18 protein-coding genes are annotated in these 18,688 nt (G+C 71.0%); 10 read left to right on the top strand and 8 right to left on the bottom strand.

Features of this window, described 5'->3' with window-relative positions:
* Positions 1 to 1,377, bottom strand: coding sequence for a 3-phosphoshikimate 1-carboxyvinyltransferase (gene aroA, locus P3L51_RS10505; protein ID WP_354604849.1), 1,377 nt, complete (start codon positions 1,375 to 1,377; stop codon positions 1 to 3).
* A 120-nt stretch (positions 1,378 to 1,497) separates the two neighbouring features.
* Positions 1,498 to 2,235, bottom strand: a complete 738-nt coding sequence (locus tag P3L51_RS10500) for a M50 family metallopeptidase (protein ID WP_435594421.1) — start codon at positions 2,233 to 2,235, stop codon at positions 1,498 to 1,500.
* A 367-nt stretch (positions 2,236 to 2,602) separates the two neighbouring features.
* On the opposite strand from P3L51_RS10500, the gene P3L51_RS10495 reads away from it, so the two are divergent.
* The 10 genes from P3L51_RS10495 to P3L51_RS10450 all read left to right on the top strand — a co-directional run bounded on the left by P3L51_RS10495 (position 2,603) and on the right by P3L51_RS10450 (position 12,163).
* A complete protein-coding gene (locus tag P3L51_RS10495) occupies positions 2,603 to 3,118 on the top strand; it encodes a lytic polysaccharide monooxygenase auxiliary activity family 9 protein (protein WP_354604848.1) in 516 nt (171 codons plus the stop codon).
* A gap of 195 nt (positions 3,119 to 3,313) precedes the next feature.
* Positions 3,314 to 4,129, top strand: a complete 816-nt coding sequence (locus P3L51_RS10490) for an SOS response-associated peptidase (RefSeq protein WP_354604847.1) — start codon at positions 3,314 to 3,316, stop codon at positions 4,127 to 4,129.
* 53 nt (positions 4,130 to 4,182) lie between these two features.
* Entirely contained in the window at positions 4,183 to 4,842 is a 660-nt protein-coding gene (locus tag P3L51_RS10485; protein WP_354604846.1) for an alpha/beta hydrolase family protein, read from the top strand.
* Between the two features lie 277 nt (positions 4,843 to 5,119).
* Positions 5,120 to 5,779 (top strand): sigma-70 family RNA polymerase sigma factor, encoded by a 660-nt coding sequence (locus tag P3L51_RS10480; RefSeq protein WP_023538783.1) that lies wholly within the window; start codon positions 5,120 to 5,122, stop codon positions 5,777 to 5,779.
* Complete coding sequence (gene rsrA, locus P3L51_RS10475; protein WP_354604845.1) at positions 5,776 to 6,096, top strand: mycothiol system anti-sigma-R factor; 321 nt, start codon at positions 5,776 to 5,778, stop codon at positions 6,094 to 6,096. Before P3L51_RS10480 ends, rsrA begins: the two co-directional genes overlap by 4 nt.
* 202 nt (positions 6,097 to 6,298) lie before the next feature.
* Positions 6,299 to 7,969, top strand: a complete 1,671-nt coding sequence (locus tag P3L51_RS10470) for an HD-GYP domain-containing protein (protein ID WP_354604844.1) — start codon at positions 6,299 to 6,301, stop codon at positions 7,967 to 7,969.
* Entirely contained in the window at positions 7,966 to 9,255 is a 1,290-nt protein-coding gene (locus P3L51_RS10465; protein WP_354604843.1) for an HD-GYP domain-containing protein, read from the top strand. The genes P3L51_RS10470 and P3L51_RS10465 overlap by 4 nt, the downstream gene beginning before the upstream one ends.
* Before the next feature lie 104 nt (positions 9,256 to 9,359).
* Positions 9,360 to 10,364, top strand: a complete 1,005-nt coding sequence (locus tag P3L51_RS10460) for a tetratricopeptide repeat protein (protein ID WP_354604869.1) — start codon at positions 9,360 to 9,362, stop codon at positions 10,362 to 10,364.
* 144 nt (positions 10,365 to 10,508) lie between these two features.
* Positions 10,509 to 11,204, top strand: a complete 696-nt coding sequence (def, locus tag P3L51_RS10455; RefSeq protein WP_354604842.1) for a peptide deformylase — start codon at positions 10,509 to 10,511, stop codon at positions 11,202 to 11,204.
* A 221-nt stretch (positions 11,205 to 11,425) separates the two neighbouring features.
* Entirely contained in the window at positions 11,426 to 12,163 is a 738-nt protein-coding gene (locus P3L51_RS10450) for a D-Ala-D-Ala carboxypeptidase family metallohydrolase (RefSeq protein ID WP_354604841.1), read from the top strand.
* A 28-nt stretch (positions 12,164 to 12,191) separates the two neighbouring features.
* Here the strand turns inward: P3L51_RS10450 and P3L51_RS10445 are convergent, their stop codons facing one another.
* The 6 genes from P3L51_RS10445 to P3L51_RS10420 form a co-directional block, all read right to left on the bottom strand.
* Entirely contained in the window at positions 12,192 to 13,154 is a 963-nt protein-coding gene (locus P3L51_RS10445; protein WP_354604840.1) for a GlxA family transcriptional regulator, read from the bottom strand.
* Between the two features lie 157 nt (positions 13,155 to 13,311).
* Positions 13,312 to 13,755: a DUF2809 domain-containing protein gene (locus tag P3L51_RS10440; protein ID WP_435594420.1), complete on the bottom strand. Its 444-nt coding sequence runs from the start codon at positions 13,753 to 13,755 to the stop codon at positions 13,312 to 13,314.
* 22 nt (positions 13,756 to 13,777) lie between these two features.
* Positions 13,778 to 13,981 (bottom strand): DUF397 domain-containing protein, encoded by a 204-nt coding sequence (locus P3L51_RS10435; protein WP_354604839.1) that lies wholly within the window; start codon positions 13,979 to 13,981, stop codon positions 13,778 to 13,780.
* A complete protein-coding gene (locus P3L51_RS10430; protein WP_354604838.1) occupies positions 13,978 to 14,820 on the bottom strand; it encodes a helix-turn-helix domain-containing protein in 843 nt (280 codons plus the stop codon). Before P3L51_RS10430 ends, P3L51_RS10435 begins: the two co-directional genes overlap by 4 nt.
* A 338-nt stretch (positions 14,821 to 15,158) precedes the next feature.
* Entirely contained in the window at positions 15,159 to 16,178 is a 1,020-nt protein-coding gene (locus P3L51_RS10425) for a ribonucleotide-diphosphate reductase subunit beta (RefSeq protein ID WP_354604837.1), read from the bottom strand.
* Positions 16,178 to 18,598 carry a ribonucleoside-diphosphate reductase subunit alpha gene (locus P3L51_RS10420; protein ID WP_354604836.1) on the bottom strand — a complete coding sequence of 807 codons (2,421 nt, stop codon included), beginning with the start codon at positions 18,596 to 18,598 and terminating at the stop codon, positions 16,178 to 16,180. The genes P3L51_RS10425 and P3L51_RS10420 overlap by 1 nt, the downstream gene beginning before the upstream one ends.
* Between the last annotated feature and the right edge of the window lie 90 nt (positions 18,599 to 18,688).

Raw genomic sequence — 18,688 nt, 5'->3', positions numbered from 1 at the left:
TCAGGCTCCCGCTCCCGCGAGCATGTCGGTCCACATCTCAGGGAAATCGGGCAGGGTCTTGGACGTCGTTCCGACGTTCTCGATCTCCACGCCGTCCACGACGAGGCCGATGATCGAGCCCGCCGTGGCCATGCGGTGGTCGTCGTACGTGTGGAAGACACCGCCGTGCAGGGGGCGCGGGCGGATCCGGAGGCCGTCGGCGGTCTCGGTGACGTCGCCGCCCAACTCGTTGATCTCCTTGGTGAGGGCGGCCAGCCGGTCCGTCTCGTGGAGCCGCAGATGGGCGACGCCGCGCAGCGTGGAGGGGCCGTCGGCGAGGGCCGCGACGGCCGCGATGCCGGGGGTCAGTTCGCCGACCTCGCTCAGGTCGACGTCGATGCCGTGGATCCGGCCGCCGCCCGTGAACGTCAGTCCCCGCGCGGTCAGTTCGCAGGAACCGCCCATCTCGGTGAAGATCCGGCGCAGCGCGTCACCGGGCTGTGTGGTGCGGGTGGGCCAGTCCCGTACGGTCACCCGGCCGCCGGTCACGAGGGCGGCGGCGAGGAACGGCTGGGCGTTGGAGAGGTCCGGCTCGACGGTCAGGTCGCGGCCGAGCACGGCACTGGGGGAGACCCGCCAGACGTTCGGCTCGCCGCCGGTCTCCGGCTCGTCGACCTGGGCGCCGACGCCGCGCAGCATGTCGACGGTCATCCGGATGTGCGGCAGGGACGGGAGGGTGGCGCCCACGTGCCGTACCTCGACGCCCTGGTTGAAGCGCGGGCCCGAGAGCAGCAGCGCAGAGACGAACTGCGAGGACGAGGAGGCGTCGATCTCGACGGTGCCGCCGTCCAGCGCGCCGCCGCCGTGCACGGTCAGCGGGAGCGAGCCGCGGGCCTCGTCGTCGATACGGGCGCCGAGGGCGCGCAGGGCGTCGATGACGCCGTGGAGCGGGCGTACGTAGGAGCGCGGGTCGCCGTCGAAGTGGATGGGGCCGTCGGCGAGGGTCGCGACGGGGGGCAGGAAGCGCATGACCGTACCGGCGTTGCCGACGTCGACCCTGGCCGGGCCGTGCAGACCGTTGGGGAAGATGCGCCAGGCCTCGCCGGTGAACGACGGGCTGCCCGCGCCGCGTGCGGGCGTCATGGAACCCGCCGCCGCCGAACTGGAGGAGACCGTCTCCTCGATGCCGACGCCCATCGCGCGCAGGGCGTCCGCCATCAGGAGGGTGTCGCGTGAGCGCAGGGGCCGGCGCAGCCAGCCGGGTTCGGCGGCGAGCGCGGCGAGGACGAGGCCACGGTTCGTGACCGATTTCGAACCGGGCACGGTGACCGTCGCTTCGACGGCCCCGCTCGCGTAAGGGGCGGGCCAGAGGGCAGGGTGCACGGCGCTTTCGGTCATGGCCTTTACTTTAATGGCTGTACAACGACCCTGATCCTGATCAAATACGTTGAAATCGGGGCGTAATACGAAGGTGGTATGGAGGCGCGCGACCGGCTCGCGGGGTGCTTTCCGGGCGCGCTACAGGCCCAGCAGCCAGGTGCCTCCGCCGATCAGCGAGCACAGCGAGACGGCGTGGAAGAGGAACAGCCACATCGCCGGCGGCACGTGCGTCAGGCGCGAGAGCTGGTCGGCGTCGGAGTCGGGGGCGCCGCCGTGCCGCCGCTTGGACTGGAGCTCGAAGGCCGGCCGTACGCCGCCGAGCAGCAGGAACCATACGGCGGCGTACGCGAACGCGGCCTGCACGGCCGGACCGGTCAGCCAGGAGATCAGCAGGAAGGCCGCCCCCGTCACGATGACGGTGAGCGCCCCGTACGCGTTGCGGATCATGACCAGCATCACCAGCAGCAGGGCCGTCGCCAGCCAGAGCAGCAGCGTGATGTGGTGCGCGGCGAGCAGCCAGGCGCCGCCGAGGCCCAGCAGGGACGGGGCCGTGTAGCCCGCCGCCGCGGTGAGGATCATGCCGATGCCGGTGGGCTTGCCGCGGCTGACGGTCAGGCCCGAGGTGTCGGAGTGCAGCCGGATGCCGTCGAGCTTGCGGCCGGTGAGGAGGGCGACCAAGCCGTGTCCGCCCTCGTGGGCGATGGTGACGGCGTTGCGCGACAGGCGCCAGAGGGCCTGCGGTACGACGGCGGCGAGCGCGACGACGGCGGTGGCGATCACCAGCCAGTCCTCGGGGACGGGCTGGGTGCCGAAGACGCGATCCCACAGATCGCCTATGGAGGCGGCCGAGATGCCGCTGGAGTCGGTGCTGATCATCGCTCGGGCGGCTCCTTGGGAGGACGCGCGTCGGGTGCGCGTCGGGTGTGCGTCGTCGCAGTGTGGCACTTGCGCGCGGGACGCGGCCGCCGCACAGCGGCTGGAGGGTTTCAAGCCACGTGCGGTCAAGGGCAGTTCAAGTCTTGACGACACCCGAAAGCGGCTGCCATGGTCTAGACCTAGTAGAACATTGGAGTGGTTAGCCCTGCGACAGCGCTCCACCGGACCGTCACCGGACTTCTTCCGCTGTCGATGCAACTGTTCGTGCACCTTCGCGAGTTCCCCACACGCAGTGAGTCCGTAACGGGTCGGAGCCGGCCGCGTCTTCGGCGACGGTCCCGTCGGATGTCACCACGAAGGAGTTGTCATGCACAAGAAAACTCGTCTCGCCCTCGTCCTGAGTGCGGCGGTCGCACCGATCATCGCCGTCACTCTTCCCGCCCCGGCCGCCTCCGCGCACGGCTGGATCAACTCGCCCGCCAGCCGGCAGGACCAGTGCAAGACCGGCGTCGTCTCCTGCGGCGAGATCAAGTGGGAGCCACAGAGCGTCGAAGGCCCGAAGGGCCTCAAGAGCTGCAACGGTGGGCTCGCGAGGTTCGCCGACCTCAACGACGACAACAAGGGCTGGCAGCGCTCCAACATCGGCGTCAACCAGACGTTCAACTGGACGCTGACGGCGCGGCACCGCACCACCACCTGGCAGTACTTCGTCGGCAACACCAAGGTCGCCGAATTCAACGACGGCGGTGCCACCCCCGGTGCCACCGTGAGCCACAACGTCAACTTCGGCAGCATCCGCGGCAACCAGAAGGTCCTGGCCGTCTGGAACATCGCCGACACCCCGATGGCGTTCTACTCCTGCATCGACGTCAACATCCGCTGACCCGGGCGGAGTCGGAGCTGATATGAGTCCCTGTCGGGGCCGGGGGCCACCCCCGGCCCCGACAGGGCTGTCGGCCCCATGGTCACGCTCTGCGCGAAGTGACCGGCGGAGACGACGGACGATCTGCGAGGGTTGTACGCGTGCCGGTGGCGTGATCCGGCGCGGGTGCGTCGGCAGGTCGGAGGGTGGTCGGACATGTGCGGTCGGTACGCGGCGAGCCGGAGGCCGGAGGATCTCGTCGGGCTCTTCGAGGTCGAGAAGTGGGAGCCTGAGGAGACCCTCGCGCCCGACTGGAACGTGGCACCTACCAAAGAGGTGTACGTGGTCCTGGAGCGTCCCGTGAAGGGCGCCGACGATCCCGCCCCCGTACGCCAGCTCCGCACGCTCAGGTGGGGGCTCGTGCCCTCCTGGTCCAAGACGCCCGAGGGCGGCGCCCGGATGATCAACGCACGCGCCGAGACCGTGCACGAGAAGCCGTCCTTCCGGCGCCCCTTCGCCTCCCGGCGCTGCCTCGTACCGGCCGACGGCTACTACGAGTGGGTCACGGCCCCCGAGGAGCGGCAGCTGGAGGAGCAGGGCAAGAAGAAGCGGCCCCGCAAGCAGCCGTACTTCGTCACCCCGGCCGACGGGTCGGTCATGGCCATGGCCGGTCTGTACGAGTTCTGGCGCGACAAGACCCTCCCCGACGACCACCCGAACGCCTGGTGGGTGACCTGCTCGGTCATCACGACCGAGGCGGAGACCGGCCCGCTCGGCGTGGCCCCGGCCGAGGGGCCCGGGTCGCTCGCCGACATCCACCCCCGGATGCCGCTGATGCTGACGCCCGACCGGTGGGACGCCTGGCTGGATCCGGCCCGTACGGACCTGGACGAGCTGCGTGAGCTGCTGGCGCCCCCGCCGGAGGGGCTGATGCGGGCCTATCCCGTGGCGACGGCCGTCAGCAACGTACGGAACAACGGTCCGGAGCTGCTGGAGGAGCTGGCCGCGCCCGAGGAGAGCACCCTCTTCTGAGGAGGACGCGGCGGATCCGCGGCGTACGACCACCCCGATGTGATCCTGGTGACATGCAGAGCGAGATCGTCGACACTCCTGCGGGCGACGCCCGCATCACCTGGCACCTCTCTACGGAGGGGAGGGCGTCGAAGGGGAGGGCGGCGCGCCTCGTTCTCGCCGTCGGCCATGGCGCGGGCGGCGGCATCGAGGCACGCGACCTCCAGGCGCTCGCCGCGGCGCTGCCCGCGCTCGGGGTGACCGTGGCGCTGGTCGAGCAGCCCTGGCGGGTGGCCGGGAAGAAGCTGGCCCCCGCGCCGAAGACACTCGACACCGGCTGGCGGGCGCTCTGGCCGGCGCTGACGAAGCCCGGACTGCCCGTCGTCGCGGGCGGGCGCAGCGCCGGGGCGCGAGTGGCCTGCCGTACGGCGCGCGAGCTGGGCGCCCACGCCGTACTGGCGTTGAGCTTCCCACTGCACCCGCCGGGCCGGCCGGAGAAGTCCCGCGCCGACGAACTGCTCGGCGCCGGAGTGCCGACGCTCGTCGTCCAGGGCGGGAACGACCCCTTCGGGAAGCCCGCCGAATTCCCCGACGGCGGTCACGAGCTGCTTGAGGTGCCGTACGGCGACCACTCCTTCGCCGTCCCCAAGCGCGCCACGCTCACCCAGGACGAGGCCCTCACCCTCCTTACGGACGGCGTCGGGAAGTGGATCCGGTCACAGTCGGCCCGCTGACGGAGCGTGCCCGCGCACCCGGGAATGCGTCGTGGACGGCGGCTGTTGTGCGAGATGTCGGTACACAGATCCTGGAAAGGGAGTCCGTCGCATGGGTTCGACCATCTGCCCCGCCCGGTCGCACGCCACCGAAGTGGAGTGGACGGTGCTTTCCGCACCCAGGACCGCCCCCGCCCGGTCGTCGGCCGAGGCGGCAGCGAAGCCCGCCCCGGCACAAGGTCGACTATTCTCCGATTCGAGTGGGTCCGCCTTCGGGCCTGCCGCAGCGTTGGAGGAGGTGGGTCCGGTCACTGGGACCGACACAGGGACCGACGACGGCCACAAGGAAGAGTCAGCCGCCGAGCGCAACGCCCGTTTCGAGCGCGACGCCCTCGGCTATCTCGACCAGATGTACTCGGCCGCCCTGCGCATGACGCGCAACCCGGCCGATGCCGAGGACCTCGTGCAGGAGACCTACGCCAAGGCGTACGGCTCCTTCCACCAATTCCGTGAGGGCACCAACCTCAAGGCGTGGATGTACCGCATCCTCACCAACACCTTCATCAACTCGTACCGCAAGAAGCAGCGTGAACCCCAGCGCAGCGCCGCCGAGGAGATCGAGGACTGGCAGCTGGCGCGCGCCGAGTCGCACATGTCGACCGGTCTGCGCTCCGCGGAGTCCCAGGCGCTCGACCACCTTCCCGACTCCGACGTGAAGGAAGCGCTCCAGGCGATTCCCGAGGAGTTCCGCATCGCCGTGTATCTCGCCGATGTAGAGGGCTTTGCGTACAAGGAGATCGCGGACATCATGGGGACACCCATCGGTACGGTGATGTCGCGACTGCACCGTGGACGGCGTCAACTGCGCGGCATGCTTGAGGACTACGCCCGCGAGCGCGGGCTTGCCCCGGCCGGCGCCGGAGAGTCGTCGGATGATCGGAAAGGCTCGGGCTCATGAGTTGCGGAGAGCCGCACGAGACGGATTGCACCGAAGTTCTCGACCATCTTTACGAGTACCTCGACCGGGAGATGCCGGACAAGGACTGCACCAAGTTCGAGGAGCACTTCGACGAGTGCTCGCCGTGCCTGGAGAAGTACGGACTCGAACAGGCCGTGAAGAAGCTGGTCAAGCGGTGCTGCGGACATGACGACGTACCGACCGATCTGCGGGCCAAGGTCATGGGACGCATCGACCTCATCCGCGCCGGCCACGCCGTGCCCGAGCGGGACGTGACGGCCGTCGACACGGACCAGCCGGCGACCGCCACCGAGTAGTCGGCAGCCGTAGTACCGACCCGCCTACGGGGCGCGCCGCGCACATCGCGGCGCGCCCCGCGTGCGTTTGCGCACGCGTCACCCGATGGTGCTAATCGCCGCCGTCGGCCGGTGGTCCGGCACCCAACTCGCTAGCCTGGCCCTCTGTTTGGGCCGGTGCCAAGTGAGCTTTTTTGCGGGGTGAGGGCGGGGTGAGGGCGGGGTGAACGCCATTCCGGGAGCGGCACGCGCGTACATCTGCTGCGCCGTGCTGGGCGCCCTCGCGTGCGTCCTTCCCGCGTTCACCCTGCCCGGGTTACGCCCCGCGTCCCTGGCCGGACCCGACAGCCTGTGGCCCGTTGTCCTGCCCCTCGGCGCGCTGTACGCGCTCTGCGAGGCACCCGCCCGCTGCCGCTTCCTCGGGAGGTCGGTGCGCGGCTCGGTGCCCGTCACCGCCGGGTCCTTCTTTCCCGTCCTGCTCGCCGCCGCTTTCCTGCTGCCGCCCGCCGCCGCGGCGCTCGTGGCCGTCCCCGGCGGACTCTGCGGCCACGTCGCGCGGCGACCGGCCGGGGTCCGCCGGGTATGGCGCGCGGCCCAGCTCGCCGTCGCCACGTGGGCCGCCGCCCAGGCCCACCGGCTCCTCGACGGTCCCGCCGCGCTGGGCGGCGCCGCGTACCCCGGCCACGCCGTCCCCGGTGTTCCCGGCGCCCTCGCTGTTCCCGACTTCCCGTACGCGCTGCTGCCCGCCGGGGCCGGGGCCCTCGCCTTCTGCCTGGTCCTGTGCGCGCTCGACGGCGGCATCCTCGTGACCGCCGAGCGGCGGCCCGTCCGCACGGCCTGGCGCGGCCTGCTGCCGCGTTCGCTCGCGCCGTACGGTGCGCACGCCCTGGCCGGGCTGATGATGGCCGTGCTCTGGCGCAGCCCGTACGGTCCGCTCTCCGCGCTCTTTGTACTGCTGCCGATGTACATCTCCTGCTGGGTCTTCGCGCAGTACCACCGCGAGCGTGCCGCGCACCAGGCGACCATCAGGGCGCTCGTCCAGGCCGTCGACCTCAAGGACCGGTACACGCGCGGCCACAGCGAACGGGTCGGGCGGGCGTCGGTGATGATCGCCGGCGAGCTGGGGATGGACGACGAGCGCCTTGAGGTCCTGCGGTTCGCCGGGATCCTGCACGACGTGGGCAAGCTCGGCGTCCCCACGCGCGTGCTGCGCAAGGACGGGCCGCTGACCCCGGAGGAGCGGCGCGTCATCGAGCTGCACCCCGAGTACGGCCACGAGATCGTGCGAGGTATCGGTTTCCTCGGAGAGGCCCGGGCCGCGATCCTGCACCACCACGAACGGCTCGACGGCACCGGCTATCCGTACGGCCTGGCGGGGGCGGAGATCCCCGAATTCGCACGGGTCGTCGCCGTCGCGGACGCCTTCGACGCGATGACCTCCACCCGGTCCTACCGGCGGGCGCGGCCAGTGGCGACGGCGGTGGCGGAGCTGCGGCGGTGCGCGGGCACCCAGTTCGACCCGCGGATGGTGCGGGCGCTCGTACGGGCGCTGGACCGGTACGGCTGGCAGACGGCCGTGACGTCGGACGAGAGGGACGGTGCGGACGGCGGCGACGGCGCGTGGGAGGCGGGGATGGGGGTGTCGGCCCCGTTACAGGCGGCGCTCGCCGTGCCCGCCGGGGCGCTGCTCCCGGCGCCCGGGGACGGCGGCGCCGACCCGCGCAAAAACGTCCCGCCACCGCGCAGGGCGGACGGTCCGCGTACGACGCCCTCGCCGATGCCGATGCCGACACCGGCGCCGACACCGGCGCCGATGCCGACCGCCGACGGTGCGGGCGTCCCCGGCGGTCCGGGTGCCCCGCGCGGTCCGCGCACCCCCGGCGGTCGCGGGTGAACGCCGCCCCGGCCGTCCGTCCACCCCGCCCCGTCCCCACCGTCGTCGCCGTCCACGGCGCCGCGCTCCTGCTCGCCGGAGCCGGTCTCGGCCGGACCCTCTGGCACGGGATCACCGAGCCCCGCACCGCCCTCGCCTTCGGCGTGCTCATCACCTTCGGCGAACTCGTCCGCCGAGGCGCCCTCCCCGGCGAGCGCGAGCCCGCCCCCCTCGCCGCCGCCGGAGCCCTCGCGTACGCCCTGCTCGGGCAGAACGCGGGCCGGCCGGCCGAGCACGGCGTCCCGCAGACCGTCGCCGTCGTCGTTGCCGCTGTCCTCGTCGGAGCCGTACCGCATCTCGCCCGCGGTCACGGCCCCGCGCGCGACCACGTGGCGCGCCGCGTGCTGACCGTCGGCTTCGCCGCCGTCTGCTTCCAGCCGTTCGTCGCCTCGGGCGAGTGGGGGAAGCGGGTCGGCGAAGGCCCGTACCACGCGCTCCTGCTCCTCCTCCTACTGATGCTGACCGCCCTGTGCGACGCCGTCCTCGCCGCGCTGATGGCGCGCGCCCGTACCCGCCATCCGTACGGGCCGCTGCTCCGCGACGAACTGCGCGCCCTGATCGGCATCGGCTCGGCCGTCTGCGCGACCGGTGTGGTGATGGCCCTCGGCGTCGCCGTCGCGGGGCTGTGGGCGCTGCCGGTCTTCTGTGTGCCGCTGCTGCTGACGCAGCTGTCCTTCCGGCGGTACGCGGCCGTCCGCACCACCTACGGCCAGACCATCGCCTCGCTCGCCCGCGCCACCGAGATCGCCGGATACACCCGCCACGGCCACGCCCGCAGGGTCGCCGAGCTGAGCCGCGCGGTCGGCCGTGAGCTGGGGCTCTCCGGAGCGGAGCTGACCGTCCTGGAACACGCGGCGCTGATGCACGACATCGGCCAGCTGTCGCTCGTCGATCCCGTGCCCGACGGCGCCACCGCCCTGCTGCCGGTCACCGAGCAGCGGCGGATCGCGCTGCTCGGCGGGGCCGTCGTACGCCAGACCGGGGTCCCGGCGGCGGTCGCCGTCGTCGTGGAGCGGCAGGCCGATCCGTACCGCGAGCAGCCTTTGTCGGCCCGGATCGTCCGCGCCGTCAACGCGTACGACGATCTCGCCGGGGCGGGCGCCGGCGGCCCCGGAGGGGCGACAGGGCCGCTCAGGGCCCTGGAGCGGCTGCGCCTCGGCACCGGCCACGACTACCAGCCCGAGGTGGTGGAATCTCTCGCGCGCGTCCTGTCACGCGGTGGTCTGACCCCTGGTCGGGCTGGGTAACCCATGGGTAAGGAGCGAGCGCCCGACCGGGCATGGTTGGATGCGAAGAGGAGTCCAAGAGGGTGTCCGGGGGCACAGACCCGAGCGACCGGCAGGCGGGAATCGTGAAGATCTTCGGGAAGGTACGGCATCGGCCCTCCGCCTCGTGGCGGCAGGCCACCGACCGCGCGTTCACGCTGATCGGCGACGGACGGTACGAGGACGCGGGTGCGCTGCTCACTCGTGCGGCGGATCTGGAGCCCTGGCTCTCCGAGTCCTGGTTCAACCTGGCGCTGCTGCACAAGTTCCGGCACGACTGGGAACAGGCGCGCGCCGCCGGGCTGCGCGCCGTCGCGCTGCTCGACAGGGAGACCGGGGCACCCGACTGGTGGAACGTCGGCATCGCGGCCACCGCGCTCCAGGACTGGCCGCTGGCCCGCCGTGCCTGGCAGGCGTACGGCCTGAAGGTGCCCGGTTATCAGTACGCCGCGGCGGCGACCGGTGAGCCGGTCGGTATGGAGCTGGGCAGCGCGGCCGTCCGGCTCTCGCCCGAGGGCGAGGCCGAGGTCGTCTGGGGCCGCAGGCTCGACCCGGCCAGGATCGAGATCCTGTCCATCCCGCTGCCGTCCTCGGGCCGCCGCTGGGGCGAGGTGGTCCTGCACGACGGCGTGCCGAACGGCGAGCGTACGACCGCCGCGGGGTCGAACGGCGCCGCGCGGGCGTTCCCGGTCTTCGACGAGATCGAGCTGTGGGCCCCGTCACCCGTGCCGACCTGGGTGGTGCTGCTGGAAGCGGCGACCGAGTCCGACCGGGACGCCCTGGAGCGGCTCGCCGCCGACGCGGGCTTCGCCGCCGAGGACTGGTCGTCCTCCGTACGACTGCTCTGCCGGTCCTGCTCCGAGAGCCGCATGCCGAGCGCCGAGGGCGACGGCGAGCACCTCGACCCGCACGACCACAGCGAGCCGGGGCATCCGGGGCCGCTCGGGCATCGTACGGAGGGCGAGTTGTGGGTGCCCGAGCGCGAGTGCGGGATAGCCGCGCCGCCCGGACTGGTCCGCGGCCTGCTCGACGGCTGGGTGGCCGACAGCCCGGACACACGTGAGTGGCGGGATCTCGAAGAGGTCTGCTGACCTCTCGGCGGGGGTGGACCGCCGGGGGCCGGTTCTCGGGTATCGCGGCGGACAGCGCGTCTGCGGGCCGTAGGCTGTACGGGCACATCGCGCAGGCAGCGGTGTACAGGCAGCAGCGGGTACCGAGGAAGGCGTACTGCGGACATGGCGCAGCAGGAGACGGACCAGAAGACCGAGGGCGGGGCCTCCCGGGCGGAGCGGGGAGACGGGTTCGTCGCGGGCGGCGAAGGCATCGTGGACGACGAGGGGTTCGTCGTCGACACACAGGACGCGGAGGCGCGTGAGCTGGCGTACCGCGAGCGCGGGACGTCGCGCCCCATCACCGTCGTCGGCAATCCGGTCCTGCACAAGGAGTGCCGGGACGTCACGGAGTTCGACGACAAGCTCGCCACGCTCGTCGACGACATGTTCGCGAGCCAGCGGACGGCGGAGGGCGTGGGCCTGGCCGCCAACCAGATCGGTGTGGACCTGAAGGTCTTCGTCTACGACTGCCCGGACGACGACGGTGTGCGGCACGTCGGTGTCGTCTGCAACCCGGTGCTGGACGAACTCCCGCCCGAGGAGCGCAATCTGGAGGACGGCAACGAGGGCTGCCTGTCCGTCCCGACGGCGTACGCGGAGCTGGCGCGGCCCGACTACGCGGTGGTCCGGGGCCAGGACGTCAACGGCAAGCCGGTCAAGGTGCGCGGCACGGGCTACTTCGCGCGCTGCCTCCAGCACGAGACGGACCATCTGTACGGATACCTGTACATCGACCGGCTCTCGAAGCGCGACCGCAAGGACGCGCTCCGGCAGATGGAAGAGGGCACGCCGCGCTACGAGGTCGTACCGAACGCCTGACGTCCGTCGTTTGCCCGACCGTCGCGGCCCCGTTCCGGAACTCCGGGAGCGGGGCCGCCGGTGTCGCCGAGGTCGGCCGGGAAAAGCGCCATTGGTTCGACAAGTGGCCCTGGTCGGGGACGGGTTGACGCGCGTCGACCCGTGCGCCACTCTCTGCCGTACATCTTGCCTGTCCGCACGTCCCACCTCGCCGTACATCTCGCCTCGAATCTGGAGACCCGATGCTCCGACGTACCTCACGACTTCTGCTCAGCCTTGTCATGACCCTGACGTTCGCCTGGGCGGGCGCGGTGGTCACCGCCGGCACCGCGCAGGCCGACGGCTGCTACACCTGGTCCGGCGCCCTCTCCCAGGGGTCCAGCGGCGCCGCTGTGACCCAGCTCCAGATCCGGGTGGCCGGACACGCGGGCAACGGTGCCGTACTCGGCATCGACGGCGAGTACGGACCGGCGACCTCCGCCGCGGTCAAGCGCTTCCAGTCCGCGTACGGGCTGGCCGCCGACGGCGTCGCGGGCCCCGCGACCTTCAACAAGATCTACGAGCTCCAGGACGACGACTGCACGCCGATCCACTTCACGTACGCCGAGCTGAACAACTGCAACTCCGACTGGTCCGGCGGCGCGGTGAGCGCGGCGACCGCCAAGTCCAACGCCCTGCGCACCATGTGGAAGCTGGAGGCGATGCGGCACGCGATGGGCGACCAGCCGCTCCGGGTCACCAGCGGATTCCGCTCGCACGCGTGCAACAACGCGGTCGGCGGAGCCGCCAGCAGCCGTCATCTGTACGGAGACGCCGCCGACATCGGGTCCGGACCGCACACGCTGTGCTCGCTGGCCCAGAACGCGCGGAACCACGGCTTCAACGGCATCCTCGGCCCGGGGTACCCCGGCCACGACGACCACGCGCACGTCGACCACCGCTCGGGCCGCTTCTGGTCGGCGCCGAGCTGCGGCATCTGACGCTCCCGCGCTTTCTCCGACCGGGGCCTCACGCGACGCGCGTGGGGCCCCGGAACGTGCGCCGGTAGACGTTCGGGGTCGTCCCGAGCGTACGCAGGAAGTGGTGCCGCAGCCCCGCCGCGTTCCCGAAGCCCGACCGGCCGGCGATCGCGTCCACCGTCTCGTCCGTCCCCTCCAGCAACTCCTGTGCCAGCAGCACGCGTTGGCGCAGCAGCCAGCGGTACGGGGTGGTGCCCGTCTCCTGCTGGAAACGGCGCGCGAACGTGCGGGGTGACATGTGGGCGCGCTCCGCGAGCTGTTCGACGGTCATCTCGCTGTCCAGATGCCGCTCCATCCAGGCGAGGACCCCGCCCACCGTGTCGCACGCGGTGGGCAGCGGGCGCTCGATGAACTGCGCCTGTCCGCCGTCGCGGTGCGGCGGTACCACCATGCGGCGGGCGATCGCGTTGGCGACCTCGGGGCCGTGCTCCTGGCGTACGACATGGAGGCAGGCGTCGATGCCCGCGGCCGTACCGGCGGACGTGACGACGGGGCCGTCGTCCACGTACAGCACGTCGGGCTGCACGTCGGCCAGCGGATACGCCTCCGCCAGCTCGGCGGAGTGCATCCAGTGGGTGGCGCAGCGGCGCCCGTTGAGCAGCCCGGCGGCGCCGAGGGTGAACACGCCCGCGCAGACACTGAGCACACGCGCGCCCCGGTCCACGGCCCGGCGCAGCGCGTCCAGCAGCTCGGGCGGGTAGTCGCGGACGACGTACGTGTCCCCGGCCGGCACGCAGATCAGATCGGCCTCCTCCAGCCGGTCGAGGCCCTGGAGCGCGGAGATGGTGAATCCCGCGTGCGTACGCAGGACGGGGCCCTCGGCCGAGACGACGGCGAAGTCGTAGACCGGCAGGCCCTGCGCGCTGCGGTCGAGGCCGAACACCTCGCAGAGCACGCCGAGTTCGAAGGGGTGGACTCCGTCGAGAAGGACGACCGCGACGTTTTTCAGCATGGCAGCAGTGTGGCAGTAATTCGATGGTTCATGACAGTCCTGCCACTGCTCTTTGTTCGGCCGAGCGACGAGAGTGGAGCCATGAACGCAATCGGTGGTTACCTCGTCGTACTGGCCCTATTCGCCCTTCTCGCCCTTCCCGGACTGATCGGCTACCTCAAGGACCGCGCCATCGACCGCCAACTGCGGCGCGCGGAGGACCCGGACGCAGCGCCGGCCGACCGCTCACCCACGTATGCGCCAGCGCGGCGGCTGCCGCACCGAGCGCGTACCACAGCAGGTCAGGCGCATTGAACGTCGACCCGAACACGAGCCGCACGATCACACTCCGCTCGGCGGGCCCGGCGGTCACCCCGGTGAGCTGAAGCAGCTCAACGGCCCAACTGAACGCCAACGCCCCGCATCCGGCCACGACGGGCCGCACGCGGGGAGCGGCCAGGACGACGAGGACGTACACGAGGACGGTGTACAACGCGACCCCGCCGTACTTGGCGACGCCCCCGTCCGCGACAACCCTGACCCCGAGCCCGGCCCCGACAACCCCGACGGCGACTGCCGTGGCCACCAGCCGCGTGCGCGCACGAATCCGCATGTTGCTCATGCGAGGCAGGCTATGTCCGGAGTCAGGAGCCGGCGAAAGCGATGAACGTGTGCCAGGGTCCTTTGGGGACGTCCAGCACTGCGCCGTGGGTGGTCTTCGAGTCGCGGATGTGGATCCTGGTGGCAGTGACGGCTACCTCGACGCAGTTGCCGCCGCCCGAGCCGCTGTAGCTGCTCTTGAACCATGTCAGCCGGGCGGGTCCGGCCATAACCTGCTCGGTATTCATGCTTCTCCTGCCACGCGCTCGATCAGACGCGCAGACTCCTCCGCGTTCAGGGCCTGCGTGCGCAGCTTGCCATAGCGCAGTCCGAAGGTGCTGACCTTTGTGGGGTTGGTGATCACGAGACCCACGTCCTGGGACTCGATGTAGCCGACCCGTCGGTGCTCCAGCGTCTCCAGAACCACCATAGAACCGTTGTGTCCGGGGTGGAAGCCGAGGTTTGACGGCATGACTTGGATCTCCACGTTGCGCATCGAGCTCTGCCCCAGCAGGTGTTGAAGCTGACCCCTCATCACGTCTTCGTTGCCCACCATGGTGGTCAGGGCCGCCTCGCCGATGATGAAGCACGACTCCACCAGGGGCGTGCGCGTCAGCAACCTCTGTCGGCCGATCCTGGCTTCGACGTGCTGCTCGATGATTTCGTCGCTCAGCGGTGGGCAGTGAGCTGTGAACAGTGCCCGTGCGTACTCCTCGGTCTGAAGCAGTCCGGGGATTAGGAGCGGTTCGAAGTCGTACCTGCTGACGGCCTCTGTCTCGATCAGCGCGAAGTCCTGGAAGAACGCCGGGAGTTTTGCCAGGTCCACGTCGTCCTGCAACACCGTCAGGGTTCCGCCCGCGTTCAGCGCCGTCTCCGCTGCCTCGGTGAACTTCGCCTGCGCCGGTCTGCGGCCTTGCTCGATCGACGCGACCAACTCGACGGAGTAGCCGAGCGTCTGGGCGAGTTCCTGCTGAGTCAGGCCCGCTCTGTCGCGGTGGAGTCTGAGCAGTTTTCCGTAGCCGGCCCAGATACCGGGCCGCTCGTCTTCCTGTCCCCGCTGCTTCTTCTGGCGGCTGCTGGTTCCCATACGCCTCACACCCCAACGTACCGATGTGCGAATGTAGTTCACCATCCAACGCGGAGCGTACGGCCCCGGACACGGTCCGCGACCCGTACAACTGCCGTCAGTACGGGCCACCGCGCCGCGGCTGCACGCTTCGCGACCCGCTACCCCCACCGCCGCGCTCGCCGTGTTGTCCGGTTCTGTCCGGAGCACCGCACGGTGGACCCTCGCGGCGTGGAACGCATGGGTGGGCGTCAGCCGTACCGCTCGGGACGCCAGGCCCCGGTGGCGGTAGCGGGCGCCGGTGTCGAACGGCGCCCGCAGCGTCCGGCGGTCCCTCTCGGGTGTCACGAAGGGCGTTCCTAGAAGTCGTCGTCGAAGCCGACCGTGCCCTCCACCGCCACCTGGTACGCCGACGGGCGGCGCTCGAAGAAGTTCGTCAGTTCCTGGACGCCTTGGAGCTCCATGAACGAGAACGGGTTCTCGGAGCCGTACACCGGCGCGAAGCCCAGGCGCTGGAGGCGCTGGTCCGCGACGCACTGCAGGTACTCGCGCATCGACTCCGTGTTCATGCCCGGCAGGCCCTCGCCGCAGAGGTCGCGGCCGAACTGGAGCTCCGCCTCGACCGCCTCCTTCAGCATGTCGGTGACCTGCTGCTGGAGCGCGTCGTCGAAGAGTTCCGGCTCCTCCTTACGGACGGTGTCCACGACCTCGAAGGCGAAGTTCATGTGCATCGTCTCGTCGCGGAACACCCAGTTGGTGCCGGTGGCGAGCCCGTGCAGCAGGCCGCGCGAGCGGAACCAGTAGACGTACGCGAACGCTCCGTAGAAGAACAGGCCCTCGATGCAGGCCGCGAAGCAGATCAGGTTCAGCAGGAAGCGGCGCCGGTCCGCCACCGACTCCAGGCGGTCGATCTTCTCGACCGAGTCCATCCACTTGAAGCAGAACTGCGCCTTCTCGCGGATCGACGGGATCTCCTCGACCGCGTCGAACGCCGCCGCGCGGTCCGCCGGGTCCGGGAGGTAGGTGTCGAGCAGCGTCAAGTAGAACTGGACGTGCACGGCCTCCTCGAAGAGCTGGCGGGAGAGGTAGAGCCGCGCCTCGGGGGAGTTGATGTGCTTGTAGAGCGTCAGCACCAGGTTGTTCGAGACGATCGAGTCGCCCGTCGCGAAGAACGCGACCAGCCGGCCGATCATGTGCTGCTCGCCGGGGGAGAGCTTGGCGAGGTCGGTGATGTCGGAGTGGAGGTCGACCTCCTCCACCGTCCAGGTGTTCTTGATCGCGTCGCGGTAGCGCTCGTAGAAGTCCGGGTAGCGCATGGGGCGCAGGGTCAGTTCGAAGCCCGGGTCGAGCAGGTTCTTCTCAACAGAGGTGGAACTCATTACTGGCAGGCCTCGCAGGACTCGGGGTTTTCCAGGGAGCAGGCGATGGCGTCGGCGTCCGGCGCCATCTGCACGGGCACGGACGGCGGCGGTACGGCGGCCGCGGCCACCGGCTGCGACTTCGCCGCGCGGGCGATCCGCGTCGCCGGGCGCGACCGCAGGTAGTACGTGGTCTTGAGCCCCTTCTTCCAGGCGTACGCGTACATCGAGCTGAGCTTCCCGATGGTCGGCGTCTCCAGGAACAGGTTCAGCGACTGGCTCTGGTCGAGGAACGGCGTACGCGCCGCCGCCATGTCGATCAGGCCGCGCTGCGGGATCTCCCACGCCGTGCGGTACAGCTCGCGTACGTCGGCCGGGATCCAACTGAAGCCCGCCACCGAGCCGTTGGACTCCCGCAGCGCCTCGCGGGACTGCGCGTCCCACACGCCGAGCTTCTTCAGCTCGGCCACCAGATAGGCGTTGACCTGGAGGAACTCACCCGACAGGGTCTCGCGCTTGAAGAGGTTGGAGACCTGCGGCTCGATGCACTCGTACACCCCGGCGATCGAGGCGATGGTGGCCGTCGGCGCGATGGCGAGCAGCAGGGAGTTGCGCATACCGGTCTTCGCGACCCGCGCCCTGAGCGCGTCCCACCGCTCGGGCCAGTTGAGCGCCACGTCGTAGTGGTCCGGGTGCAGCACGCCGCGCGCGGCGCGGGTCCGCGACCAGGCGGGCAGCGGGCCCTCGCGCTCGGCGAGGTCGCAGGACGCCTCGTACGCGGCGAGCATGATCCGCTCGGAGATACGGGTGGAGAGCGCGGCGGCCTCGGCCGAGTCGAACGGCAGCCGCTTCTTGAAGAAGACGTCCTGGAGGCCCATCACGCCCAGGCCCACGGGGCGCCACTTGGCGTTGGAACGGCCGGCCTGCTCGGTCGGGTAGAAGTTGATGTCCACGACCCGGTCGAGGAAGGTCACGGCGGTGCGGACGCTCTCGTCCAGCCGCTCCCAGTCCAGCTCGCCCGTCTCCGTCACGAAGGCGCCGATGTTGACCGATCCGAGGTTGCAGACGGCCGTCTCGCCGTCGTCCGTGACCTCCAGGATCTCGGTGCAGAGGTTCGAGGAGTGCACGACGGTGCCGGGCTCGGCGGTCTGGTTCGCCGTACGGTTCGACGCGTCCTTGAAGGTCATCCAGCCGTTCCCGGTCTGGGCGAGGGTGCGCATCATGCGGCCGTACAGCTCACGCGCCGGGATGGTCCGGCGGGCCTTGCCCGCCGCCTCGGCGGCGCGGTACGCCGCGTCGAAGTCGTCGCCCCACAGGTCGACCAGCTCGGGCACGTCGGAGGGCGAGAACAGCGACCAGTCGCCGTCCGCGTCGACCCGGCGCATGAACTCGTCGGGGATCCAGTGCGCGAGGTTCAGATTGTGCGTACGGCGGGCCTCCTCGCCGGTGTTGTCGCGCAGCTCCAGGAACTCCTCGATGTCCGCGTGCCACGTCTCCAGATAGACGCAGGCCGCGCCCTTGCGCCGGCCGCCCTGGTTGACGGCGGCGACGGAGGAGTCGAGCGTCCGCAGGAACGGCACGATGCCGTTGGAGTGTCCGTTCGTGCCGCGGATCAGCGAACCGCGGGCGCGGATACGGGAGTACGAGAGGCCGATGCCGCCCGCGTGCTTCGAGAGGCGGGCCACCTCGTGGTAGCGGCCGTAGATGGAGTCCAGCTCGTCCAGCGGGGAGTCCAGCAGGTAGCAGGACGACATCTGGGGGTGGCGGGTGCCGGAGTTGAAGAGGGTGGGCGAGGAGGGCAGGTAGTCGAGCCGGCTCATCAGGCCGTACAGCGCTGAGACTTCGTCCACGGCGGCCGGGGAGTCGTCCTTGGCCAGGCCGGACGCGACGCGCAGCATGAAGTACTGCGGCGTCTCGATGACATCGCGGGTGATCGGGTGCCGGAGCAGATAGCGGCTGAAGAGGGTGCGCAGGCCGAAGTAGCCGAAGCGGTCGTCGGCGGCGGGGTCGATCAGCGCGTCGAGGCGGGCGGCGTGGCGGGTGACGAACGCGGCCGTACGGTCGGCGATCAGGCCCTCCGCGTGGCCCACGGCGACCGAGGAGGAGAACGAGACGGCGCCCTGGCCGGCGGCCTCGTCCGCGATGGTGCGGGTGAGGAGGCGGGCGGCGAGACGGGAGTAGGCGGGGTCCTCGGAGATGAGCCCGGCGGCGGCCTCGGTGGCGAGTTCACGCAACTCGGCCTCGTCCGACGCGGCGTTGCGGCCGCGGAGCGCGGCGGCGGCGACCTTGCCGGGGTCGGTGTCGGCCAGATCGGCGGTGAGGTCCGTGAGGACCCGCAGCAGGCCCGTTCCGGGCCCGTCGGCCGACCTGTCGGCCGCGACGGCCGTACCCGGTCCCCGCTCGGAGATCGCTGAAGCCGGATCGGCTGGCGCGATGGTCACGTGGTGCTCTCCCTCGCTCGGCTCTGGGCCACGAGGGAGGGGCATGGCGGCGCACGCCCGCGTACGCAGGCCCGGAGGCGGGCAGCGCGC

Source organism: Streptomyces panacea (assembly GCF_040560175.1).
Taxonomy (GTDB): Bacteria; Actinomycetota; Actinomycetes; order Streptomycetales; family Streptomycetaceae; genus Streptomyces; species Streptomyces panacea.
Note: the sequence above shows the minus strand (reverse complement) of the source record. Positions and strands in the feature narration are given on the sequence as shown.